Source organism: Halopiger djelfimassiliensis, from assembly GCF_000455365.1.
Lineage (GTDB): Archaea > Halobacteriota > Halobacteria > Halobacteriales > Natrialbaceae > Halopiger_B > Halopiger_B djelfimassiliensis.
The window spans coordinates 281,786-304,155 of sequence record NZ_HG315687.1; the positions used below are offsets into that span (position 1 = coordinate 281,786).

The window sequence follows — 22,370 nt, forward strand, 5'->3', positions numbered from 1 at the left end:
CCCCCACAACGGGATTGAAACAGGATATCGTTTGCGACGAATGCTTGGCCGACCGTTATTACAGGGGACAAATCCCACGACAGGATCGACCGGTGTCCGTCGCCGCTACGTTCCGTTCGGGAGTCGGTGAGTCACGATCGCTTTCGCTCGAGCGGCCTACGGACTGGACGGCCATCGGTATATTCCCCACCACTAACAATAGATATAAGGCAATTCATGATAACAATCAAAACGGAGGCTACGCTCCACCTGCCGCAGGGGGCATGCGCCGAAATGCCCCGGGTGCTGGACCACCCGAGACGTAGCTTCCAATCCCGCGAGGGATTCGAAGCATGATTGCGTACATTCTACCGGGTAATAAACATCCCGACCGACCGACGAACCGCATCGATCGACGACTGAAAAGTAGCCGCGGGTGTGGCCTGCCGGGGACCGTCGGCGGCGACCGCTCGAGGGGGTGGCGATGAGCGACGACGACCCCGACGCCGGCGCTGACGACCCCGATTCGTCCTCGGCGACGCTCTGTCCGCGGTGTGGGCGGCCGATCGCGATGGTGTCGGTGACCGGACCGATCGACGCCGTCGCGTCGCCCTGTGGCTGTCGGGTTCCGCCGGGCGTGCTCGAGTCCGAGTAGGCCGCTGCGGGCTCGAGCCGCGGCGGGAAGTCGGGGTCGCGTGGGGGTGGCGGTTTTGCGGGACCGAACCTGCGGTGACTGTATCACGGTCCTCCCCGTCGCCGGTTCGGTCTGCAGTCGCGACCTCGGCCCGGAACCCGGTCTCGAGTCCGTCGCCGGCGCTGCGGGGGTATCGTTCACGGCGCGAACGGCAGCAAAAGACCTATCGCCCCGACGATCATCGGTTCGGATATGGACGACGGCATCGCGGTCGATTTTGGCGAGGACGGACTCGTCCCCGCCGTCGCACAGGACGCCGAGACGGGCGAGGTGCTCATGCTCGCCTACGTCTCCCCCGAGGCCCTCGAGCGAACCCGCGAGACGGGGCGGGCGCACTACTACTCCCGGAGCCGTGACGAACTCTGGGAGAAAGGGGCCACGAGCGGCCACGTCCAGTCGGTCGAGGAGGTTCGCGTCGACTGCGACGCCGACACCCTCCTCTATCTGGTCGAGCAGGAGGGCGGGGCGTGTCACACCGGCCATCGGTCCTGTTTTTACCGAACGATCGAGGGTGAGACCGTCGGCGAACGGGTGTTCGATCCCGACGCCGTTTACGGGGACGCCGAGGAGTAGTTGCGTCATGAGCGAACGCGTCCACCGAGCCGACGACGCGGAGCCGACGCCGCTCGAGGAACTCGAGGCGGCCCGCGAACGGTACGACAACGCCGAGCAACGCATCGAGAATCAGGGAGGCGAGGCGGTCTTCGAGGCCGCCGACGCCTACCGCGACGCGGTGGAGTTGCTCGAGGACTACGTCGACCGCGCGACGGGGACCGGGCGGGAGAACTTCAAGGCCTACGTCGAACTCGAGGGGCAGTTCGCCACGCTGGTCGAGGACCTGCCCGACGATCTGAAGGGCCGGGAGGCCTTCGAGGACGCTCTCGAGGCGATCGACAAGCGCCGGCTCAGCGAGTCCGATTTCGAGAACGCACGTGCGGCTCTCGAGCCGGCCGCCGAGTACGCCGAGTTGCTCGACGAGCGGGAGGCGGCCCGCGAGGGCCTCGCCGCAGCCCGGAAGGCCGCCGCCCGGCGGTTTCGGGAGATCGACGACGAGATCGACGACCACGAGCGGCTGCTCGAACTCGGAGACGCCGACCTCGACGCGCCCGTCGAGCGCCTTCGCGACCCGATCGCGGCGTACAACGACGCGATCCGCGAGGCGTTCGAGCAGTACCGCCTCGAGACCGCTGCCCGCGAGGTGTTCGCCCTCCTCGAGCGCAGCGCGTGGTATCCGTTCGTCGAGTACGAGCGCCCGCCGGACGACCTGCGCGAGTACGTGACCACGAGTCCCGACGGCACCTACACCGTTCCCGAGTTGCTCGAGTACGCCGACTACTCGCGGTCGAAACTCGAGCACTACGTGGAGGACGCGGACGTGCTCAAACGCCGGGTGGCGACACAGCAGACGTTTCTCGCCGGGATCGACGCCGAGCCGCTGATGATCGAGTGGCCGCCGGGTCCCGCGGGCGTCCTCCGGCGGCGAACACGGGAGTATCGCCCGTTCGTCGCCCGCGTGGCCGACGAGTCGGTCGTCGAACGCCTGCGGACGGTGCGTCGTCTCGCGACCGACTCCGAGTACGACCGGCTCCAGACCGCGGCGCGGGCGGTCGCCCGGCTGACCCCCGAGGAGCGCGAGCGGCTGGCCGACGGCCGGGTCGCGGACGAACTCGAGGCGCTCCGGGAGGAACGGGCGGCGCTGGAGGCGGCGCTCGAGGTCGACGATCCGGTCTGATTCGGGCCGGGTCGTCTCGAGCGGGTCACTCGCGGTCGTTCGGCTCGGGGAGGACGAGCCAGACGAGCGCCAGTCCCAAAATTGCGACGAGCGGGCCGAGAAACACGATCGCCGGAAGGAATCCGGCGTAGGCTGCCATCCGGACGTGGTCGGACCAGTGTGTGTCTGATTCGTTCATGGGTTCGTGTTACTGTGTTCGGCGATGCAGTCCTTGGATCACTCCTCGGTCGCCGGCGACTCCGTCGCCGGTTCGAAGATATCTTCGATCGCACACTCGAAGTACGCCGCGAGTTCGAACGCGAGCTCGAGTGAGGGATCGTACCGTTCGCGCTCGATGGCGTTGATCGTCTGGCGGGTCACGCCGACGGCCTCGGCCAGGTCAGCCTGACTCAGGTCGGCCCGCTCGCGGCGCTTGCGCAGGTCGTTGTTCATCGTCTCGCGCGCAGTCGGACGTAGGTGTCGGTACTCCCCCAGAACAGCCAGAACGCACACCAGGCCCAGAAGACCGCGAGCAGTTCCGGTCGCCAGGTAAACCGGCCGAGAAACGAGAGGATCCACAGCGAGACGAAGGCGGCGAACCCGCCGAACCCGAGCACCGACAGGACGAGTTCGTTCGCGCGAGCGGCCAGTTCGTCGTCGCGCTCGTCGTAGACCGGTCTCGAGGTCAGGGAGGGAATCGCCGCGCCGAGGGCGAACCCGCCGACGTAGGCTCCGAGACCGATCACCGGTCGGCCGAAGACGAGACCGACCACCAGTGCGACGATGCCGATACCGTAGCTTGCGTTCGAGGCGGTTCGGGAGGTTTTCGGACTGCATTCGGCGGTTGTATTGGGTGTTGTCATGGGTGTTCGGGCAGGGGACTGTGTGTCAAGTTTCCTTTACACTGGCCCATAAAACTAGCTCTCGATTCGCCACCCGGACGCCGACCGAAATAATTACTGTGCTACACTAACATCGCGAAAGCAGTAAATGAGGCCGCAACCAGTCGGACCGTGGCGGGTCGCTGTTCGGCCACGGTCGTGGGGTGGACGGGGGTGTGACGGATGAAGGAGTCGGTGCTGCTCGTCGCGGCCGTCGCGCTCGGCTATACGCTCGTCACGATGGTACTCGATTCGCGGGACCTGTTTCCCGCGTGGGTCGACGTGACCGGCCCGGTGACGACCTTCGAGACCCGCACGGTCCCCGATCCGCTCGAGCGACTCGCGGGTCGCCGCCGGTGCTGGCGGCGGGTGGCGAACGTCGGCGTCGTCGTCTCGTACGTGCTGCTCGCCGTGTCGCTAGTGCTCGTCGTTCTCGCCGCCTACGCGGCGGTCACCCGGGACGCGGCAAGCGAGGTCAACCGGCCGCGAAACGTCCTGGTGGTTCCAGGTGTCAACGACTTTCTGCCGCTTGCGGCCGCGCCGGAGATCGTCGTCGCCCTGTTCGTCGGCATCGTCGTCCACGAACTCGGGCACGGCCTCCTCGCTCGCGTCGAGTCCGTCGACATCCGTTCGATGGGTCTGATCGTGCTCGCGCTCCTTCCCTTCGGCGCGTACGTGGACATGGACGGCGAGGAACGGGGCGCATCGCCGGCCGCCCGGAGCCGGATCTACGCCGCCGGAGTGACGAGCAACCTCGTCGTGGCGCTTGGCTGTCTGTTCCTGTTGGGAACGATCGTCACCACGTCCATCGCCGTCGTTCCGGGGCTGGCCGTCGGCGGCGTCGTCCCGGGATCGCCCGCCGACGATGCCGGCCTCGAGCGCGGCGACGTCCTCACGGCCGTGAACGGAACGCCGATCGAGGACGACGACGACCTCGCGGCCGCGCTCGAGGCCGGCGGCCGAACCGTCGAGGTCGACAGAGCCGACGGCGAGTCGGTGACGGTCAACCGATCCGTCGTCGTGATGAGAGCGGCGGGAGCGGGACCCAACGAGTTCGATCCGGGAACCGAAATCGCGGCGGTCGACGGACGGGCGGTCCATTCGGTTTCGGGGCTCGAACGCGAACTCGAGTCCCGTTCCGATCCCGTCGTCCCGGTGACCGTCCGGACGCCTGACGGCGACGGCGACACGCGGGAACGCAACGCGACGCTCGTCGCGGGTGCGTTCGTCGACGCCGTCGTGGCGGACGGGCCGCTCGCGGACGCCGGCGCGCCGGCGGACCGGCCGGTCGTCGTCACCCGGATCGGCGACGAACCGGTCAGAAGCACCGAGGACCTGCTCGCGGCCGTTTCGGACGTCCAGCCGGGTGAAACGGTTTCAGTTGCCCTGTACGACGGCGGCGGTCTCGAGACGTATCAGGTGACGTTCGGCGAGTCCGAAACCGGCGGGGCGTATCTCGGCGTGTCGCTACAGCGCGGCGTCGGCGGGCTCTCCCTCACAGACTTCGGCGTCGGCGCGTATCCGGCGGCCGACCACCTCGCGGTGGTCGGCGGCGATGGGTCGGTCCCCGTCACGAACACGCCGCTCGACCGGGTTTTCGGCCCGCTGGTGCTCCCGTTCGCGGGAATGATCGGCCTCTTCACCGAGAACTTCGGCGGGTTCGTCGGCGAGGTCGTGAACTTCTATACGGTAACTGGACCGCTCTCGGCCGTCGGCGGCGGCGTGTTCGTCGCCGCGACCGTCCTCTTCTGGACGGGGTGGCTCAGCTTCCTGGTCGGCGTCTTCAACTGTTTGCCGGTCTATCCGCTCGACGGCGGCCGATTGCTCCGGACGGCCACCGACGCGGTCGTCTCGCGGTCGTCGCTGTCGGCCGACCCGGCCGCAACGGGTCGGCTCGTCGCGGCGGCGGTCGGCGGCATCGTCGCCTTCTCGGTAGGGCTGGTGGTGCTCGGGCCGCTCGTGTTCAGCTGACGCCGGCGACTCGAGCGCCGGGGAGCTTTCCCCCTCGCGCCCGAACCCACGGCTATGACGCGCCAGTTACTCGTTCCGATGGACGACTCCGAACCCGCACGTGCGGCCCTCGAGCACGCCCTGTCGGTGTTTCCCGACGCCGAGGTGACGGTGGTGCACGCTGTCGACGACCTCGAGGCGGGGTACGGCGGCGGCCCGGAACCGGGAGCCGACGGAACCACGCCGGCGTTCTTCGCGGACGTCCACGACATCGCCGCCGACCACGATCGGACCGTCGAGACGACCGTCATCGAGGGCACGTCCGCGGACGCGATCCTCGAGTACGCCCGGCGGGAGGGTATCGATCAGATCGTCATGGGCAGCGAGGGTCGATCGGGCGTTTCGCGGATGCTGCTTGGCAGCGTTGCGGAGGCGGTCGCACGTCGCTCGTCGGTACCGGTGACGATCGTCCCGTGAGGGCGTCTCCCGCGCCCGAGACCGAACGGTTCCGGTTCGTCCGCAAACGAGGTTCCGACTGGCCGATCGAATCGCCTCGTTCTTTTCCCCCAAACACTTATTAGTATACTAACTAGTTCTCGTATGAAACGGCGAGCGCTACTCGCTGGAAGTAGTCTCTCGGTTACGTCTCTCAGTTGCGGCTGTACGTCACTCGTCTCGGATCGAGAGGACGAGGACGGATCGACGTCCCCGGATGCGGAACCCGTACGCGTGAATTCGGACGAGCGGGACTATTACGATCAGTTCATCTGTACGCCGGCAGAAACGGACGCGTCGGTCGAGACGCGTGGCGACGAAACGGTTCCTGAACACGGGTTTTACTACGACGAGAACGGCGGGAGTTACGGCGTTCGAGGGACGCTCGAGACCGACGGGTATCGACAAATCGAGGTGACGTTTTTCTCGGGGTCGACGGAACTGGCGACCGCCACGGACACCGTGTATCAACCGCGGGAGAACACGACGTATCGGTTCGCGGCCACCGACTCCACGGCGGATCCGACGGCGATCGACCGCTACGAGATACAGTTATCCGCGGCCCAAAACGGGGGGATGACCGCGGTCTCCTCCGAGAGGGTCGCGCTGGTAACCAGTTCGTGGACAGTGATCGCACAGGAGGGCGGGACGGATGTCTACGGAACGGAGGTGACGATCGACAACAAAAAAGAAGCGTCCTCGATTTACGCACAACTGAATCTGTACAGCGGCCCAACCACAGTCCTCCAAAGCACGGAACGATCGGTCGGCGGTGCGGAACCCGGGAAACGATATACGTTCACGTATCAATACCCCGACTGTGACCCGGTAGCGGCCGAAATCACTGCAATCGACGTGACGATCTTCGGGTTGCGGGAGTAGGACCGAACCAACCGTTCGAAGCCAGAACTCCCGTCTCCCGGTCACGGCGGGAATCACCGCCGTTTTCCGCTCGAGTTGCGAAAAGCCGGTCATGGACGACCGGACGGGGACGACGATCCACACGGGGCTTTTGCTCTCGACCACGGCGGCGGTGGCGTGGCTGTCGGGGCTACCGATGCTGTTTCCCAGTCTAGGGCCGTCCGCGTTCGTGCTCGCGCTGTTTCAGGACAGCGACGCGACCGCGCCCCGGCGGGTGATCGGCGGCCACGCCATCGGCGTCGCCGCCGGCTTGCTGGCGTACCACCTGCTCGCGGCCGGCATTTCTATGACGAACTCGCCCGCGCCGGGATCGATCGCCGGGCTTCGCCTCGCCGTCAGTGCCGTGCTCGCGACCACGCTGACCGCCGGGGGAATGCTCGCGACCGGCACCCGCCATCCGCCCGCCTGCGCGACGACGCTGATCGTCTCGCTCGGCCTCCTCTCGACGCCTCTCGAGGGCGCGCTGATCGTCCTCGCGGTCGTCGTCCTCGTCGTCGCACACCGGCTGTTGCTCGCGACCGAACGGGCGGGCGCGAGATACGGCGAGAAGTTGCGGTCGTAAGCCGTCCGGTGGAGCGCCCGGGTGCCCGTGCGGTAGCGCGTCCGCGAGATTACCGATTCGACACGTCGTACTCCGTTTCGTTTGCGTCACCGTCGTCGCCGTCCGCTTCGGCGTCGGCTTCGGCCGCCCCGTCGTCGGCGAACTCGCCCGGCTCGACGACGAAGCCGCTCGCGTCGGTCTCGAGTCTCGCGAGACTCGGGTTCGGATCCTCGTCGGTCTGGAATCGCTCGAGCGCGAAGTTACAGATGTACAGCGACGTCTCGCCGGCCTCGCCGCGGCCGAACTCGACGTCGGCCGGGAAATCGAGGACGCCGCCCTCGACGAGCGTTTCCGGTTCCGCGTCCGCCTCGATGTCGATGCGAGCGATCGCGTCCCGCGCGTTCACGGCCACGTAGAGGGTGCCGTCCGCGTCGAACGTCATCCCGTCGGCACCGACCAGCGCGTCGTCCTCGACGATCAGTTCCGGCTCGCCGGCGGTGCCGTCGGTTTCGACCGGCACCCGGACGATGCGTCCGTAATCGAGGTTGTCGACGTACACGTCACCGTCGGGGTGGATCGCCAGCCCGTCGGCACCGACGCCGGGGTCGGCTTCGGGGTCCGGATCGAGGGACGGATCGTCGACCCACGGTTCGGCCTCGCCGTCGCTGACCCGCCAGATCGCCCCGCTGCGGTGATCCGAGACGAGGTACGCGCCCGACACGTACGGATCGGGGACGATCCCGTTGGGTTCGGTCTCCGTCGCCGGCAGTTCGGCGACGCGCTCGGCGGCTCCGTCGGTCACCTCGACCCGCCACACGCCGTGGGTCTCGGGGTCGCCGGCGTTCATCGCGGCGTGGATCGTGCCGTCGCGAACGACGAGTCCGAGCAAGAGTCCGTCCTCCCCGACGTCGAGTTGTGCGATCGTCTCCTCGGTCCCGCCGGGATCGATCGCACGGATTTCGCCCGTAATCGCCATACTCAGGTAAATACGGCCGTTCTCGTCGATCGCGATGTTTTCGGGGAGCGACGGCGGTTCGAAGTCCGCGACGACCTCGAGATCCGTCCCTTCCGTTCTGTCGTCGGACTCGTGCTCCTGAGTTGCACCCGAAACGGCGCTTGCGGTCACGGCTGTCCCCACACCGGCCACCGTCCCGAGGACGGCACGGCGCGATGGGGTAATCGATACGCTCGCTGTCTCGTCGGTTGACCGTTCGGACATCGTTCTCAGGGGAGACGAGACCGACAATAACTTGCGGCTACCGTTACCGCGGTGAATACGCGACTGCACCATCGTTTCGGGCTCCGTTATGAACCGTGCCGATCCGTCGGTACCGGCGACCGATCCCGATGGAGACCGGACGATCCCGGAGGAAATGAGGCGTTTCCGATGGTAATCGGACGCTGTGTATCGAGCGTGTCTCAGACGGCGGACTTCGCGCTCGAGAGCGTCTCGTACATCTCGTCGGCCAGCGCGGTCGCCCGGTCGCCGTCGCGCGATTCGGCGTAGATCCGCACGAGCGGTTCGGTCCCGGAAGGGCGGGCGAGCACCCACGCGTCGCCGTAGTCCAGCCGGTAGCCGTCGCGGGTGTTGAGGTCGGCGTCGGCGGTCTGGGCGTGGTTGGCGGCGGCGTCTAACATCGCGTCGCGTTCGGCCGTCGACTCGTACTCGATGTTGCGCCGGACGTTCGCGTAGCCGTCGTACGGCGCGACGATCTCGCTGACCGGCCGTTCGGCGACGAGTTCGAGGAACCGTGCGGCCGTGTAGGCCCCATCGCGCGAGAGCCGGTAGCTGGGGAAGAAGATCCCCCCGTTGCCCTCGCCGGCGATCGGCACCCGGTGGCCGTCGGCCTCGAGTTCGCGGATCCGCGTGATGATGTTCGTCGACCCGATCGGCGTGAGTTCGAGGTCGGCTCCGGCCTCGGTGACGACGTCGACGAGCCGCTGGGAGACGTTGACCGCGGAGACGGTGGTGTCGCCGGCCTCGAGTTCCGCCGCGGCGAGCGCGGCGAGGGTGGCGTCGCCTTCCACGTACTCGCCGTGTTCGTCGAAGAAGATGGCGCGGTCGGCGTCGCCGTCGTGGGCGATCCCGACGTCGGCGTCGGTGGCCCGGACGAGCCGGCCGAGGTCCCCGAGGTTGTCGGGGACGGGTTCGGGATCCCGTCCGGGGAAGTGACCGTCGGGGTGACCGTTGACGGTGACGACCCGGCAACCCAGCTCCCGGAAGAATTCGGGGCTCGTTACCGATCCAGCCCCGTGGCCGGGATCGAGCGCGACCGTCAGGTCGGCGTCGGCGATGGGCTCGCGATCGACCGCCGCGAGCAGTGCCGCGACGTAGTCGGCCGCCACGCCGTCGACCTCCCGGACGCGTCCCGTCTCGTCCCACGGGGCGACCGTGAACGCCTCGGCAAGCAGCGTCTCCTCGATCGTCTCGAGGTCCGAGACCCGGAGTTCGACGCCGTCGGCCCCGACGAGTTTGATGCCGTTGTACTGCGGTGGGTTGTGCGAGGCCGTGATGACCACGACGGGAACGCCCTCGCGTTCCGCGTAGAACTGTGCCCCCGGCGTGGGAACGATCCCGAGGCGATCGACGTCGGTCCCCGTACTCGCCAGCCCGCTTGCAGCCGCGTCGGCAAGCATTCGTCCGGTATACCGCGTGTCGCGTGCGATAGCAACCCGATCGACCCCCCAGGCCGTCCCCGCCGCTTTCGCGACGCGCAGGACGAACGCCGGCGTCAGCTCCTCGTTGGCGACGCCGCGTGTCCCGCTGGATCCGAACACTTCCATCGGCTACTAGTCCGGACGGCCGCCTCAAAGGGATTCCGAAGCGCCGCAGCGACGTGAGAACGGCCCGCTGCAGACGGAACCCTTTCGGAACGCGGCCCCCTCCGTGGACGTATGCATTCGATCGAGGAGAAACGCGTCTACGGCGATCGAACGGGCGCGCTCGAGGCGTACGTCGCGAGCGCGAACGGCGTCGTCCGCGTCCGGATCGCCGGCGACACCGTCGGCGAGTTCTCGCTGTGCGAGCGCTGTGACACCCGGGACGTTGCCGCCGTCTCCGCTCCCGGTGACGGCCGGGTTGCGATCGCGACCGCCGACGACGTCCGCGTGCTCGAGCGCGCTGGCGGCGCGGATTCGAAGGCGGATCGTGAAGACGTCGCATTCGTCGGGACCGGGTTCGGCCCCGCGGTCGCCGTCGGGTTCGACGGCACCGATCCCGTCGCGGCCGGCCCCGACGGGACGGTCGCCCGCCGGACGGACGAGACGTGGGACCCGCTCGAGGGCGACGTCGGTGGGACGGTACGAGCCATCGACGGCGACCTCGTCGGCACCGACAGCGGCGTCTACCGCGTTCACGACGGCAGTCTCGACCACGCGGGGTTGACGGACGTTCGTGACGTCTCCGCCCCGGGGGTCCCACTCGCGGCCACCGCAACCGGATGCTACAAACTCGGCAACGGCTGGGTGGAGGTCCTCGACGGCCCGTTCGAGACGGTCGCCGCCGATCCGCGGACGGAGCCGGGCTCGCTCGCTCGCGCACACGCGGTCTCCGACGGGACGCTCTACGCGGTGACGGCCGACGGCGACTGGCGGGTGGACGACCGGCCACCGGAACCGATCGTCGACGTCGGCTACGGCGATGCGGTCTATGCGGTCACCGAGCGGGGAACGGTTCTGACCGCAAGCGACGACGGGACCGAAACCGGAACGTGGCGCAGCCGATCGCTCGGAATCGGCGACGTCACCGGCATGGCCGTCACCCGGTCCGAATAGCCGACGCTGACGCGCCGTCCGACGACCCGTTCGCTACGGGGGTGTCGCTGCCAGAACGTTAACGAGCGGGGACTGTCTCCATACGCGGTATGAGCGACTTACCGCGTCGACGACTGCTGGCTGGGACCGGAACCGTCCTCACCGGCGCGATCGCCGGCTGTTCGAGCAGCGACGACGACGAGTCCGATGCCGAGGAGAACGACGACGAGCCCGACGAATCGGGTTCCGATCCCGCGACGACCGACGCCGGGTCCGACGTGACGGCCGCCCCCGGCAGCGGAACCCTTCTCGGCGATATCTCCGTCGAAAACCTGCACGACGATCAACACACTGTCGACGTCATGGTCGAGGTCGACGGGGAGATCGAACACTGGACGACACACGAACTCGAGGCCGACAGCGGCACGGCCCTCGAGCGGACGTGGTCGACCGAACCGGGGTCCCTCCGGGTGTTGGTTCGTCTCGACAACGGGGAGCCCACACAGATCACGCCGGCGAAGTGGAACGATCCGGCCTGTCTTAACGTCTACGCGATGGTCGACCGGGACGGCGAGTTGACGATCCTCGGCGACACCGACGACGGTCCGTGCAGCGACGGCGGGTAACCCCGTCGATCGCGACCCGGCGACCGCCGGGCGCGAGTCAACGCGAGAGAACGAAAGCGGGTTTACCACGCACGCTGTGTGCTCGAGTATGATCGTCAGCGGATCCGCGTCACAGTCTCTCGCCGCGGCGCTCGCACGCGAACTCGAGGAACCGCTCGCCGCCGTCGAGTACGACCGCTTTCCCGACGGCGAACTGCTCGCCGCGGTCCCCGACTTCGAGGGCGACCGAGCGGTCGTCGTCGCTTCGACCGTCTCGAGCGACGCCCACGTCGAACTGCTCCAGTTGCAAGATGCCGTTCGCGAGGCGGGTGCCGAGGAGGTCGTTACGGTCCTGCCGTACATGGGATACGCCCGGCAGGACGAGGCCTTCGAGTCGGGCCATCCCGTCTCCGCGCGGGCGACCGCCCGCGCGACTTCGACCGGGACGGATCGCGTTCTGACCGTCAACCCCCACGAGGAGGCCGTCTGTGAGTTCTTCGAACCGACGGCGACCGCCGTCGACGCCGCGGGGCGGCTTGCCGAGCCGCTTCCCGGCGACCTCGCGGAGCCGGTCTTTCTCTCGCCCGACGCGGGGGCGATCGATCTCGCGGAGACGGTCCGGGACGCCTACGGCGGGGGCGATACCGACTACTTCGAGAAGACCCGCCACTCCGGGACCGAGGTCGAGATCACCCCCAGCGACGTCGCGGTCGGCGACCGGGACGTCGTCGTCGTCGACGACATCATCGCGACGGGATCGACGATGAGTCAGGCCGTCGGCGTTCTCGAGGATCGCGGCGTCGGTCGGGTCTTCGTCACCTGCGTTCATCCGCTGCTCGCCCGCAACGCCGCGACGAAACTCTCCCGTGCCGGGGTCGAGTCGATCTACGGAACCGATACCATCGAACGACAGGTGAGTTCCGTCTCGGTGGCCCCCGCGATCGCCGACGCCCTTTGACGGGCTTCCATCCGGAGCGTGGTAGTGTGTCTTCGCTCCGTCGTCCGCCATCGATCGGAAGACAGGATCGCAGTCAGACAGGTCAATTTCCTCAATTGTTAAGTGACCGCCCCCCGCTGGTTGAAGTACGACGTTCCCACCGATCGCCGATCGTTCGGCGTTTCGCACCGTCCGACCACTGACCCCCGCGATTCGAACCCGAGCCAATGCACGGAATCGTTCACAAGACGCTCAAAGAGTACGTCGTCACACACACCGACGACGACACCTGGGACACGGTCGTCGAACAGGCCCGCGTCGAGCCGACGCTGTATCTACCCGTCTCACACTACGACGATACCGAGATCGACGCGGTTCTCGAGTCGCTTGCCGCGATGGCGACCCAGAGTCGACGCCAGATCGAGCGTGACTTCGGGCGGACGCTCGCGCCGGAACTGGTGTCGACGTTCAGCGCCCACGTTCGGTCCGACTGGGGCCTGGTCGACCTGCTCGTCCGGCTCGAGGAGATCACTGCCGCCGTCGAGGAAGCGACGGACGAAACGGCGCTGCCGAACCTCTCGTGCCGATTCGACGACGATGCCGAAACCGACGTCGAACCCGCCGAAGTCGATGCCGGTGAGTGTGACGAACTGTTCGTCACGTATCGGTCACACCGGGACTACTGCGGGCTCGCCCACGGGATTCTCGAGGGCCTCGTCGCCGCCACCGACGCCGATGCGACCGTCACGGAGGACACCTGCGTTCACGACGACGATGCGGACGCCGACGAAGCGTGTACGTTCCGTATCGCCCTCGAGTAGCGGCAACTTCCGTTTGTTTCAGGTATCGTTACGACGGCCGACCGCAGCGAGGACGCCGATCAGTGCGACGACCGCGAAAAACGCCGCGGCCGCGTCGAAACCGGGTACGTCGTCGACGTCGATCTCGGTATCGGTGAGCGACTCGCCGCCGACGGTGACCGACGCGGTCCGTTCTCCGACGGCGACCTCGTACCGGCCGTCGTCGCCGAACCGCAGTGTCGCCGCGACCGTTTCGGTCTCGCCGGACTCGAGTGCCACCGACCGGTTTGCGACGGTTCCCGCCGCGGTTCGAAACGCGAGGACGGCCGCGCCGGGCCGGTCGTCGGCGGATTCGACCGTCGCCGTCGCCGTCACCGACTCGCCGGCAGCGACGCGTTCGGGATCGACCGTGAGATCGGTCACCGTTACGCTCGCGCTCGAGCGGACGAAGGCCGTCAGCCGCTCCGAACCGACCCGCAGTTCGTACTCGCCCGGCTCCGGCGGGGTCCACGAAAGCGTCGCCGTCGTCCCTTCACCGGCCGCGAGACGCGGCTGGCTGTAGTCGACGACCTCCCCGTCGACCTGCAAGGCCGCGTCGGCGGTTCCGGCTCGACCGCCGGTGTTGTCGATCGAGACCGGGATCGTCACCGTCTCTCCCGCGGGGACGGCCGTCACGTCGGGATCGTTCGGCCCGGCACCGGCCCAGCGATCCCAGGGTTTGCCGTCGACCTCGATCGGGTCCGCGCCGAACCCGTACTCGAAGTCCGCGATCGACTGTGCGAACGCCTCCCCGTGGTCGGCCTGGGTCCACATCTCGGGGGCCGCTTCGGTACGGGTGTACCGCTCGGCGACCCGCCGGACGTCGGAGCCGCCCGCTGTTTCGATCGAGCCGAGGACGTCCGATTCGGTCAGTCGCTCGTCTTCGGCGTTCAACTGCCTGAAGACGTCCTCGAGCGTCCGATCACCGTCGGTCGCCAGCCGGAGCCGCCGATCGATCTCGCCGGCAACGAGCCGCCCTTTCACGTAATCGGTCCGGTCGTCGTCCCAGCTTTCGGGGTCGGTGAGGACGCCGGTCGCGTAGGGGGCTCGCTCGCCTCGTTCGAGAAACCGACTGAACTCATCGAAGTCGATCAACCCCGCCTCGAGAGCCAGGAGTCCGGCGTAGTACTCGGCCTGTGCTTCGACGAGCCAGTTCGTCTCGGTCGCGACGCCGACGGTCGGCTGTCTGTAGCCCTGCCGAACGTGGACGTACTCGTGAAGCCAGACGTTGCCCGCCGCCTCGAGCGGCGCGTCGTCGACGACCCAGGCATCGGCGTCGCCGTACTGGAGGCCCCTCGGTCCCCACTCGATACCGTCGGTCGGAGCCGCGACGACGAACACCTCCTCGTCGCGCTCGCCGACCGCGAGCCGTTCGCTCGCGTCCGCGAGCACATCGAGGATGTCGTCCGGCGACTCGCGAAGGTCGGCCGCCTCGGGGACGACCAGTCTGAACGTCTCGCCGTCGACGGTCCGTTCGTACTCGGTTACATCGCCGAAAACGGCGATATCACCGCCGGTCGAGCCGGGTCCGTCGACGGTGACAGTTTCGTCGATGCCGACGGGATCGGTCCGTCGCAGGGAGAGACTGATGCCCGGCACCTGAACGATTCCCCAATCGCCGGTGTCGACGAACGTGTAGCCGTCGCCGTGTGTCTGTCGGCGCTCCTGTGTCGGCGTCGGAGTCTCCCCTCTCCCGGCCGACGCGACGGTCCGTTCCCCTTGGTGTCCCCGATCGCTCCCGACCCGGTTGGCCGGCAGCCGAAATCGGATCAACGGCTCGTCCGTTTCCTCGGTCCACCGGTACGTCCCGTCGCCGGTCGCTTCGAACCCGTCTACCGACTCGACGCTCGCTTCCGATCCGAGGTCGATCTCGAGGTCGACGATGGGATCGGGTACGTGAAAGGTCATTTCGGTCTCGAACGTGCCCGCGTGTTCCGGGCGGTGTCGAAGTACGGTCGTTCGATGGAGGATGTCGTCGCTGCCGGCGGCCGAGACGGCCGCTACGGGGCGCTCGTCGACGGTCGTTCTCGCCGGCACGTCCGCGCTCGGACTCGAGCCGGTAGCCATCGTTGCTGTCTCAAAACCGGGACCAGTTCCGGCGGCGACAGCCCCCGCCGGAAGGCTCGTGCTCAGTAAGACGACGAACGCGACGACTGCGAACCGGTAATTCACTACTCCCGTGTGGCAAGTCAACGGCCAAGACTTTTGTGGCCTGCGTACTGTCAGGTGGGTTGACCGACTCACGGGCGACGCCACGCAACGGCTCCGTCCCGGGGGTTACACGAGCAGCGGGAGCCGTCGAAACGCGACGACCGCCCCGATCCCGGCCGCCATCGCATAGAGGATGTTCCCGGTTCGGATCGCGACGAGCAGCGTGACGAGCGCAGCCCCGAACTCGGGAACGCCGCCCCGGACGAGTTCCGGCAGGATCAACGAGACGAGGACGGCACCCGGAACGTAGCCCAGGAACGACCGCGAGCGGTCCGAGAGTTCAACCCGGTCGACGAGCCAGAACCCGCCGACACGGGTCAGGTACGTGACGATCGCCATTCCTGCGATCGCGAGCAGGACCGTCGTCTCAACCATAGCTATCCCTCGCGACGCCCGCGAAACTGCCGATACAGCCGCCGAGGACGATGTACCAGTTTCCCGGCAGTGTGAACGCGGCCGCGACCGACACGCCCGCCGCAACGAGGAGCGGCACCGCGTCCGGCCGCCCGTCCCACACGCCGACGAGCAACGCGATATAGACCGCGACGAAGGCGAAATCGAGACCGTATCGTGCCGGATCCGCGATGAGCGCTCCGGCCGTCATCCCGATCGCCGTCGCGCTCACCCAGCCGACGAACACGATCAGGCCGCTCCCGAGCAGGAACGCCGCATCGCGTTGCCCGCGGGCTCGTGCCTGTTCCGTCAGTCCCCACGATTCGTCGTTGAGGAAAAACAGCGTGCTCCACACTTTGGTCCGCGGGAGGTTCTGCAGCCACGGCTGGAGCGAGGCCCCCATGAGTACGTGTCGGAGGTTCACCATCCCCGTCGTCACGATGATCGCCGCGATCGGAAGCGTCGACTCCCACATATCGAGGACGACGAACTGCGCGGAGGCGGCGAATACGGTCGTACTCATCAGCAACGCTTCGGGGAACGACAGCGATGCCTGGCGTGCGAGGACGCCGAAGGTGATGCCGTAGGTAAAGACGCTGACCGCGATCGGGACGCTTTCGCCGACACCGGCGATGACGCCGCGAACCCCGAACTCGACGTCGTCTTGCCGGTCGCTCATCGTCTCAGTCGATCCGCTGTGTGTAAAACAGGAGGTTCTTGTGCTCGTGTCGCCGGAGCCGATACGGCGGATGCGGCGGATCGGTCCACGTGTAGCGTTGGATGTCCCGGACGGCAAGGCCGAACGACGACAGCAGACTCGAGAACGCGTCGAGATCCGTCAGGACGATGTAGACGACTTCGTGGCCGTCCACGTCGTACTCGTACTCCCGAAACAGCCCGTAATCGTTCGTGAGCGTCGCACTCTCGGTCGCTTCGTCGTCGTCGGTCGGCACGTTGAAAACGAGGTGGCCTTCGGGCCGTGTTACCCGCGTCAGTTCCCGAAGTACGAGTTCGACCGACCGCATATGGGTAAGCGCATCGAACAGCACCGTCGCGTCGAAGGCTCCCGTCTCGTACGACAGCGCTCGAACGTCGTCTTCGCGCGTTTCGATCCGGCCGTTACATCGCTTCCCACAGGTTTCGAGGGCGTCGGCACTGACGTCACACCCGTGCAGGTCGGCCACTTCCCGGACGAGTCGCTGGCTGTTTCGTCCTTCGCCGACCGCGGCTTCGAGGACCGTCTCGTGATCGTGTGTCTCCAGAAACGCCGCGACGTCTTCGACGAACGGAAGCGGCTCCGTCGGCATAACCGGCTCTCCGTCCTGATTTGCCGCTCTGTACAACCCTTTCCATGTCTCGGACTCGTTTCGTGTCATCGATTCGTAGACGACCGGTTCCCAGCCACACCGAACGACCGCATACGAGGGCGTTTCGACCGGTTCATTTCCCCTCTTGTGCTAGCATGCTAGAGTCCCCTGTGTCCCGAGGCCGGCCGTGTCGGGGACCGGTCGACGAACGCTTTCACTGTCGTTTCCTCCGTGGCGGGTCGAAACCCGCGGGACCGTGGTCACCCGTGATAGCCGTCGGGATCGAGCAGGATCGCCTCCGCAGACCGAAGGTGCTCGAGTAACGTCGGTTTCGAGACGTCGAGTTCGGCGGCCAGATCCGCCGCCGACGTCCGCCGGGGCCACTCGTAGTACCCTCGCGCTCGAGCGAGTTCGAACGCCTCCCGCTGTCGGTTCGTCAGCGACGCCACCCGGTCGTGAAACGATCCGGACGACTCCCGTCGATCGATCGGCTGGACCCGCTCGACCGAGAGGCTCACGTCCCGCGTCTCTCGAATCTCCGCCAGCTGCGACTCGATCTCGTGGCGGGTCGACGTGGTGAGCAACGGCCACGTTTCGACGCCGTTTTCCATTCGGGACGTTCCGTCGAGAACGAACCCGTGGGTGGAAAAGGCGGTCCCGATTCCGCTTTCGTACTCGTATTCGATGAGCACGTCCTGGGAGTAGCGACCGATCGAGGCCCGCGGGGCGGTACTTCGGCTGGCATCGGTATCGACCCGCCAGATCGATTCGATCCGCGTCGATTCGTCCGCGACGTCGACCCCGAGTTCGACCTGCTCGGCGGAGTCCCCGTAGATCGAACAGCGTTCCCGCGCGAGGTCGCCCGTCACCGTCCCGCCGTACCCGACGACGCCGGCCCCGGTCTCGTCCATCACCTCCGTCGTCCAACAGCCCGGATGTGTGAGGGTAAGCTCCACGTACGTTACCGCCGTATCGGTTCCCGCCATCGATAGTTACTCGACATCGACCTTGGTAATATTTTTCGACTATGTGTGGGGGCTGACACGACTGCCCCGTCTCCATCGTCGTCGCGGCTCGGGTTCTCTCGGTCGTGGATCGAGCGGTCCCGAGCCTCCGTCACGGCGGTTCCCGTCTCGCGGCTCTCGAGTCCACTCAGCGCGGTTTCCACCGGAATCATCCACGAGCACGACGAGAGACGCACGAACAGACCGCAGAGGTCGAACTCCCGCCTCGCTGCTCACGGGCGCGAAGCACCCGTTCGCTCCCGCGGGCTTCGCGGCCGCTCAGCCCTCGCTGCGCTCGGCGGCGCTTACTCGGACGCCTCGGCAGCCGCCAACGGCTCGATCGCGATCTCGGCATCCACCTTTTTCCGTTCGGGTTGCTCGCTGCGCTCGCAACCACTCACGCAAAAATCTGGACCAAAAACCGCCTCGCTGCTCACGGGCGCGAAGCACCCGTTCGCTCCCGCGGGCTTCGCGGCCGCTCAGCCCTCGCTGCGCTCGGCGGCGCTTACTCGGACGCCTCGGCAGCCGCCAACGGCTCGATCGCGATCTCCATCGACACGTCCTCGACATCCCACTCCTTGCGGTGCCCATCCTCAACGGTCCGGAGTTCGTCGGCGCGAACCTCCTCACGGATCAGCGCCTCGCGTTCGGACACGAGATCAGCGACGCGGTCGTCGTCGATCTCGAGATCGAGTGCGATTCGCTCTTCGACGTCGAGGTCGAGTTCCTTGCGCATCTCCTGGACGCGGCGGATGACCTCGCGGGCGTAGCCCTCGCTTTCGATGTCGTCGGTCAGCGACGCGTCGACGTACGCGACGCCGCGGTCGTCGCCGTTCAGACCGAACGCGGTGCCGGCGACGCCGTCGGGCGTCTGGGTGACGAACGAGACCATCTCGTCGGTGATGGACTCGTCGTCTTCGAGAACGTCCGAGACGGCCTCCTCGAGCGCCCCGAGGCTCGGGTCGTCGATGCGGGCCTCGTTGAGCGCGTTCATGACCTGTCCGGCCCGATCGCCGAAGGCCGGCCCGAGCTCGCTCATGTCTGCCTCGGCGCTGTATTGGAGCTCGCCCCACCGCTCGTCGGGCGAGACGAGTTCGATCTCGCGGGCGTTGAGCCGATCGGCGAGCAGGTCCGTGTGGCGTTCGACGGCCTCGACGACTCGTTCGTCGTCAGCCGCGACGACGACCCGCGGGACGGGCCAGCGCAGTTTGCGGCCGGCCTGCTGGCGGGCGTTCGCGCCGGCTTCCTCGATGGCGCGCAGGTGCGCGACGTCGGCCTCGAGTTGCTCGTCCTCCCAGTACGCGTCGATTTCGGGCCAGTCGCACATGTGGACCGTGGGGTGTTCCTCGTCGCCGGTCAGCGTTCCGTAGATCTCCTCGCTGATGAAGGGGGCGTAGGGCGCAAGCAGGGCGACGGTCTCCCGGAGTACCCGATAGATCGTCGCGTAAGCGGCCTCCTTGGAGGCGCTGTCGTCTTCCTCCCACATGCGCTCGCGGACGGCCTGCACGTAGAACCGGGAGACGTCGTCGACGACGAACTCGATCAACGCGTCCAGTGCCTTGTCCTGGCGGCGGTCCTCGAAGGCCGCGGTCATCTCGGCCTTCGTCGACTGCAGGCGGGCCAGCACCCACTCGTCGATCAGCTCGAGGTCACCGTCGACGTCCTCCAGAGTGACCTCCTGCGGGTCAAACCCGTCTAACCGCATGTACGGCAGCGGGAACCGGAAGACGTTCCACAGCGTCCGGAGGTGGTTCTCCATCGTCTGCATCCCGTCCCAGGAGAACCGCATGTCGTCGCCCTGCGGGTTGTTCGACAGCAGGAACATCCGCATGACGTCCCGGCCGTGGCGGTCGATGGCCTCGTGGGGATCGATCAGGATGTCCTTGGACTTGCTCATCGCGCGCCCGTCGGGCATGAGCGCGTGGCCGTGCATCAACACCTCCTCGTAGGGGATGTCGCCGAGCGCGGCGGTCCCCATCCCGAGTTGCGACCAGAACCAGCCCCGGGTCTGGTCGTGGGCTTCGAGGATGAAGTCGGCGGGCCAGAGCTCGTCGAACCGACTGTCGTCCTCGGGGTAGTTCAGCGTGCCCCACGAGGCGACGGACGCGTCGAGCCAGACGTCGAAGACGTCCGGGACGCGGGAGTAGGTGGTGCCGTCCTCGGTGATCGTGAGTTCGTCGACGGTCCCCTTATGGAGGTCGACGGTTTCGGGATCGATGTCCTGATCGACCCGTTCGGCGAGTTCCTCGCGCGTTCCGATGACGATCATCTCCTCGTCCGCGCGCCCGTCGGCGTGTTCCGGACTGGCGGCGGTAGCCGCCCCGTCGTCGCGGTCTTCGGGCGTCCAGACCGGCAGCGGCGTCCCCCAGTACCGCTGGCGCGAGACGTTCCAGTCGGGGGCCTCCTCGACGAAGTCCTGGAACCGGTTGTCGCGTGCCCACTCGGGGTGCCACTCGCTGTCCTCGATGTTTTCCAGCAGTTCGTCCTTGACGTCGGTGATCGTGATGAACCACTGGTCGGTGACGATCTGAATGATGCCCGTATCGCAGCGCCAGCAGTGGCCGTAGCTGTGGTCGACGGTGCCGGAAGCGAGCAAGGCACCGTTGTCGTCTAGGTCGGCGATGATCTCGTCGTCGGCGTCTTTGACGAACTGGCCCGCGTACTTGCCGGCGTCCTCGGTGTAGACGCCGTCGCCGCCGACGGGACAGAAGATCGGGAAGCCGAGTTCGCGGCCGCGCTCGAAGTCCTCTTCACCGTGGCCGGGTGCGGAGTGGACGAGACCGGTCCCGTCACCGTGGGTGTCGACGTACTCGGCGGCGTAGACCTCGAACGCTCCCTCGGCGTCGACGTGATCCGGAACCTCCTCGGCGAGCGGGTGCTCGTACGACCAGCCGAGCAGTTCCTCGCCGGTCAGTTCCTCGACGATTTCGTAGTCATCGTAGCGACCCTCGCGGAGGACCGATTCGTGTTTGGCTTCGGCGACGTACAGCAGTTCCTCCTCGCCGTCCTTTTCGGCTCGGACGCCGACGTAGTCGCCCTCCTCGTCGACGGCGACGAAGGTGTTCGCGGGGATCGTCCACGGCGTGGTCGTCCAGATGACGATCTTGCCCGCCCGGTCTGCGAGGTCGAACTTGACGTATATCGAGGGGTCCTCGACGTCCTCGTACTCGACTTCGTTGTTCGCGATGGCGGTTTCACAGCGAGGGCACTGGGAAATCGAGCGGTGTCCTTTCTCGACTAAGCCGCGTTCGGCGGCCTTCGAGAAACCCCACCAGGCGGCCTCCATGTACTCCGGAGAGACCGTCTTGTACGGGTCCTCCCAGTCCATCCAGACGCCGAAGTCCTGGAAGTCCTCCTGAAGCCCCTCGAGTTGCTCCTCGGCGTAGTCCTTGCAGGCCTCGATGAAGTTCTCCTCGCCGTACTCCTCGATGTCCTTCTTGTTCTCGAAGCCGAGCCGTTCCTCGACGCGGGTTTCGATGGGCAGCCCGTGCATGTCATACCCCGGGCGGTCCGTGACGTCGTACCCCTGCATCCGGAAAAACCGGAGGTAGACGTCCTTCAGCGACTTGTTCCAGGTGGTTCCCATGTGCGCCGCGCCGGACGTGTACGGCGGCCCGTCGACGAAGAAGAACGATTCGCCGTCCGATCGGTGCTCGACCGTCTGCTCGTAGGCGTCGACCTCGTCCCAGTACTCGAAGACCCGCCGTTCGAGTTCGTGGGGGTCGTACTGGTCGTCGACCTCGCCGAACCTGCTCATACGTGACGTGATTCGCTCCGGGACTATAGGAGAATCGGTCCCCTCGCCCCGCAGGCCACGCAGTTGCGATCCGCGCTAGTTCACCTGTGGGAGGACTTTCTGATAGCCGAGGCCGTAGACGCCCGCGTAGAGCATGACACAGCCGATCGCGGCGAGCCACAGACCGACCATGGACTCGCCGCCGCCGAGGTGCTGGGCGCTTGCGTACTCCGCCGCGACCCCGCCGGCGGTCAGGATTCCGGCGACGACCGTGTAGGCGACTAATTGGAGCGATTCCGCGAATAATTCCGGCGCGACCGATGACATTAGCAGTGGGAAGTCTCCCGACGAACGTAAACTTATCCCCTCGAACGAGTGGTTCGGGGTGGAGGAAGATCGTCAACTGGACGGCT

At 67.0% G+C, this 22,370-nt stretch carries 23 protein-coding genes; 11 read left to right on the forward strand and 12 right to left on the reverse strand.

All coding sequences use genetic code 11. The annotated features are described in order from the left end of the window. The first annotated feature begins 463 nt into the window (after positions 1-463). The 3 genes from TX80_RS19555 to TX80_RS16805 all read left to right on the forward strand — a co-directional run bounded on the left by TX80_RS19555 (position 464) and on the right by TX80_RS16805 (position 2,405). The gene (locus TX80_RS19555; protein WP_195893104.1) at positions 464-634 is read left to right on the forward strand and encodes a hypothetical protein; all 171 of its coding nucleotides are present in this window, start codon (positions 464-466) and stop codon (positions 632-634) included. A gap of 231 nt (positions 635-865) precedes the next feature. Next, positions 866-1,246: a phosphoribosyl-AMP cyclohydrolase gene (hisI, locus tag TX80_RS16800; protein WP_049924409.1), complete on the forward strand. Its 381-nt coding sequence runs from the start codon at positions 866-868 to the stop codon at positions 1,244-1,246. A 7-nt stretch (positions 1,247-1,253) separates the two neighbouring features. Next, entirely contained in the window at positions 1,254-2,405 is a 1,152-nt protein-coding gene (locus TX80_RS16805; protein WP_049924410.1) for a DUF7118 family protein, read from the forward strand. A gap of 25 nt (positions 2,406-2,430) precedes the next feature. Here TX80_RS16805 and TX80_RS19155 read toward each other — a convergent pair whose 3' ends face one another. The 3 genes from TX80_RS19155 to TX80_RS16815 are packed head-to-tail and all read right to left on the reverse strand — an operon-like array spanning position 2,431 to position 3,247. After that, entirely contained in the window at positions 2,431-2,583 is a 153-nt protein-coding gene (locus TX80_RS19155) for a hypothetical protein (protein WP_154658691.1), read from the reverse strand. A 38-nt stretch (positions 2,584-2,621) separates the two neighbouring features. After that, on the reverse strand, positions 2,622-2,837 hold the full coding sequence (locus TX80_RS16810) for a helix-turn-helix transcriptional regulator (protein ID WP_049924411.1): 216 nt from the start codon (positions 2,835-2,837) through the stop codon (positions 2,622-2,624). Then, positions 2,834-3,247, reverse strand: coding sequence for a hypothetical protein (locus tag TX80_RS16815; RefSeq protein WP_049924412.1), 414 nt, complete (start codon positions 3,245-3,247; stop codon positions 2,834-2,836). Before TX80_RS16815 ends, TX80_RS16810 begins: the two co-directional genes overlap by 4 nt. A 201-nt stretch (positions 3,248-3,448) precedes the next feature. Here TX80_RS16815 and TX80_RS16820 point away from each other — a divergent pair, with 201 nt between their 5' ends. The 4 genes from TX80_RS16820 to TX80_RS16835 all read left to right on the forward strand — a co-directional run bounded on the left by TX80_RS16820 (position 3,449) and on the right by TX80_RS16835 (position 7,193). Further along, positions 3,449-5,236, forward strand: coding sequence for a site-2 protease family protein (locus TX80_RS16820; protein ID WP_049924413.1), 1,788 nt, complete (start codon positions 3,449-3,451; stop codon positions 5,234-5,236). A gap of 54 nt (positions 5,237-5,290) precedes the next feature. Further along, complete coding sequence (locus TX80_RS16825; RefSeq protein ID WP_049924414.1) at positions 5,291-5,692, forward strand: universal stress protein; 402 nt, start codon at positions 5,291-5,293, stop codon at positions 5,690-5,692. A gap of 123 nt (positions 5,693-5,815) precedes the next feature. Then, positions 5,816-6,592 carry a hypothetical protein gene (locus tag TX80_RS16830; protein ID WP_154658692.1) on the forward strand — a complete coding sequence of 259 codons (777 nt, stop codon included), beginning with the start codon at positions 5,816-5,818 and terminating at the stop codon, positions 6,590-6,592. Positions 6,593-6,683: 91 nt separating this feature from the next. Further along, complete coding sequence (locus TX80_RS16835; RefSeq protein ID WP_049924416.1) at positions 6,684-7,193, forward strand: HPP family protein; 510 nt, start codon at positions 6,684-6,686, stop codon at positions 7,191-7,193. 49 nt (positions 7,194-7,242) lie between these two features. On the opposite strand, the gene TX80_RS16840 is transcribed toward TX80_RS16835, so the two are convergent. Further along, positions 7,243-8,391, reverse strand: coding sequence for an SMP-30/gluconolactonase/LRE family protein (locus TX80_RS16840; protein WP_049924417.1), 1,149 nt, complete (start codon positions 8,389-8,391; stop codon positions 7,243-7,245). Positions 8,392-8,591: 200 nt separating this feature from the next. Next, the gene (glmM, locus tag TX80_RS16845) at positions 8,592-9,956 is read right to left on the reverse strand and encodes a phosphoglucosamine mutase (protein WP_049924419.1); all 1,365 of its coding nucleotides are present in this window, start codon (positions 9,954-9,956) and stop codon (positions 8,592-8,594) included. Positions 9,957-10,067: 111 nt separating this feature from the next. On the opposite strand from glmM, the gene TX80_RS16850 reads away from it, so the two are divergent. The 4 genes from TX80_RS16850 to TX80_RS16865 all read left to right on the forward strand — a co-directional run bounded on the left by TX80_RS16850 (position 10,068) and on the right by TX80_RS16865 (position 13,288). Beyond that, the gene (locus tag TX80_RS16850) at positions 10,068-10,946 is read left to right on the forward strand and encodes an HVO_0234 family beta-propeller protein (protein ID WP_049924421.1); all 879 of its coding nucleotides are present in this window, start codon (positions 10,068-10,070) and stop codon (positions 10,944-10,946) included. Between the two features lie 89 nt (positions 10,947-11,035). Next, complete coding sequence (locus tag TX80_RS16855) at positions 11,036-11,551, forward strand: hypothetical protein (RefSeq protein ID WP_049924422.1); 516 nt, start codon at positions 11,036-11,038, stop codon at positions 11,549-11,551. 88 nt (positions 11,552-11,639) lie between these two features. Continuing rightward, on the forward strand, positions 11,640-12,488 hold the full coding sequence (locus tag TX80_RS16860) for a ribose-phosphate diphosphokinase (RefSeq protein ID WP_049924424.1): 849 nt from the start codon (positions 11,640-11,642) through the stop codon (positions 12,486-12,488). A 206-nt stretch (positions 12,489-12,694) separates the two neighbouring features. Beyond that, positions 12,695-13,288: a heme NO-binding domain-containing protein gene (locus tag TX80_RS16865; protein WP_049924426.1), complete on the forward strand. Its 594-nt coding sequence runs from the start codon at positions 12,695-12,697 to the stop codon at positions 13,286-13,288. Positions 13,289-13,306: 18 nt separating this feature from the next. Here the strand turns inward: TX80_RS16865 and TX80_RS16870 are convergent, their stop codons facing one another. The 7 genes from TX80_RS16870 to TX80_RS16900 form a co-directional block, all read right to left on the reverse strand. After that, positions 13,307-15,478 (reverse strand): CARDB domain-containing protein, encoded by a 2,172-nt coding sequence (locus TX80_RS16870; RefSeq protein ID WP_049924427.1) that lies wholly within the window; start codon positions 15,476-15,478, stop codon positions 13,307-13,309. 105 nt (positions 15,479-15,583) lie between these two features. Beyond that, entirely contained in the window at positions 15,584-15,892 is a 309-nt protein-coding gene (locus tag TX80_RS16875) for an AzlD family protein (RefSeq protein ID WP_049924428.1), read from the reverse strand. Next, positions 15,885-16,589: an AzlC family ABC transporter permease gene (locus TX80_RS16880; RefSeq protein ID WP_081661655.1), complete on the reverse strand. Its 705-nt coding sequence runs from the start codon at positions 16,587-16,589 to the stop codon at positions 15,885-15,887. The genes TX80_RS16875 and TX80_RS16880 overlap by 8 nt, the downstream gene beginning before the upstream one ends. Before the next feature lie 4 nt (positions 16,590-16,593). Beyond that, on the reverse strand, positions 16,594-17,217 hold the full coding sequence (locus tag TX80_RS16885) for a class I SAM-dependent methyltransferase (RefSeq protein WP_049924429.1): 624 nt from the start codon (positions 17,215-17,217) through the stop codon (positions 16,594-16,596). 260 nt (positions 17,218-17,477) lie between these two features. Next, complete coding sequence (locus tag TX80_RS16890; protein ID WP_049924430.1) at positions 17,478-18,203, reverse strand: helix-turn-helix domain-containing protein; 726 nt, start codon at positions 18,201-18,203, stop codon at positions 17,478-17,480. 523 nt (positions 18,204-18,726) lie between these two features. Then, complete coding sequence (ileS, locus tag TX80_RS16895; protein WP_049924431.1) at positions 18,727-21,978, reverse strand: isoleucine--tRNA ligase; 3,252 nt, start codon at positions 21,976-21,978, stop codon at positions 18,727-18,729. A gap of 75 nt (positions 21,979-22,053) precedes the next feature. After that, on the reverse strand, positions 22,054-22,284 hold the full coding sequence (locus tag TX80_RS16900) for a hypothetical protein (RefSeq protein WP_049924432.1): 231 nt from the start codon (positions 22,282-22,284) through the stop codon (positions 22,054-22,056). Between the last annotated feature and the right edge of the window lie 86 nt (positions 22,285-22,370).

Coding starts and splice junctions, on each gene's coding strand:
- TX80_RS19555 (WP_195893104.1), top strand. CDS start 464: ATGAGCGACGACGACCCCGACGCCGGCGCTGACGACCCCGATTCGTCC.
- hisI (WP_049924409.1), top strand. CDS start 866: ATGGACGACGGCATCGCGGTCGATTTTGGCGAGGACGGACTCGTCCCC.
- TX80_RS16805 (WP_049924410.1), top strand. CDS start 1,254: ATGAGCGAACGCGTCCACCGAGCCGACGACGCGGAGCCGACGCCGCTC.
- TX80_RS19155 (WP_154658691.1), bottom strand. CDS start 2,583: ATGAACGAATCAGACACACACTGGTCCGACCACGTCCGGATGGCAGCC.
- TX80_RS16810 (WP_049924411.1), bottom strand. CDS start 2,837: ATGAACAACGACCTGCGCAAGCGCCGCGAGCGGGCCGACCTGAGTCAG.
- TX80_RS16815 (WP_049924412.1), bottom strand. CDS start 3,247: ATGACAACACCCAATACAACCGCCGAATGCAGTCCGAAAACCTCCCGA.
- TX80_RS16820 (WP_049924413.1), top strand. CDS start 3,449: ATGAAGGAGTCGGTGCTGCTCGTCGCGGCCGTCGCGCTCGGCTATACG.
- TX80_RS16825 (WP_049924414.1), top strand. CDS start 5,291: ATGACGCGCCAGTTACTCGTTCCGATGGACGACTCCGAACCCGCACGT.
- TX80_RS16830 (WP_154658692.1), top strand. CDS start 5,816: ATGAAACGGCGAGCGCTACTCGCTGGAAGTAGTCTCTCGGTTACGTCT.
- TX80_RS16835 (WP_049924416.1), top strand. CDS start 6,684: ATGGACGACCGGACGGGGACGACGATCCACACGGGGCTTTTGCTCTCG.
- TX80_RS16840 (WP_049924417.1), bottom strand. CDS start 8,391: ATGTCCGAACGGTCAACCGACGAGACAGCGAGCGTATCGATTACCCCA.
- glmM (WP_049924419.1), bottom strand. CDS start 9,956: ATGGAAGTGTTCGGATCCAGCGGGACACGCGGCGTCGCCAACGAGGAG.
- TX80_RS16850 (WP_049924421.1), top strand. CDS start 10,068: ATGCATTCGATCGAGGAGAAACGCGTCTACGGCGATCGAACGGGCGCG.
- TX80_RS16855 (WP_049924422.1), top strand. CDS start 11,036: ATGAGCGACTTACCGCGTCGACGACTGCTGGCTGGGACCGGAACCGTC.
- TX80_RS16860 (WP_049924424.1), top strand. CDS start 11,640: ATGATCGTCAGCGGATCCGCGTCACAGTCTCTCGCCGCGGCGCTCGCA.
- TX80_RS16865 (WP_049924426.1), top strand. CDS start 12,695: ATGCACGGAATCGTTCACAAGACGCTCAAAGAGTACGTCGTCACACAC.
- TX80_RS16875 (WP_049924428.1), bottom strand. CDS start 15,892: ATGGTTGAGACGACGGTCCTGCTCGCGATCGCAGGAATGGCGATCGTC.
- TX80_RS16880 (WP_081661655.1), bottom strand. CDS start 16,589: ATGAGCGACCGGCAAGACGACGTCGAGTTCGGGGTTCGCGGCGTCATC.
- TX80_RS16885 (WP_049924429.1), bottom strand. CDS start 17,217: ATGCCGACGGAGCCGCTTCCGTTCGTCGAAGACGTCGCGGCGTTTCTG.
- TX80_RS16890 (WP_049924430.1), bottom strand. CDS start 18,203: ATGGCGGGAACCGATACGGCGGTAACGTACGTGGAGCTTACCCTCACA.
- ileS (WP_049924431.1), bottom strand. CDS start 21,978: ATGAGCAGGTTCGGCGAGGTCGACGACCAGTACGACCCCCACGAACTC.
- TX80_RS16900 (WP_049924432.1), bottom strand. CDS start 22,284: ATGTCATCGGTCGCGCCGGAATTATTCGCGGAATCGCTCCAATTAGTC.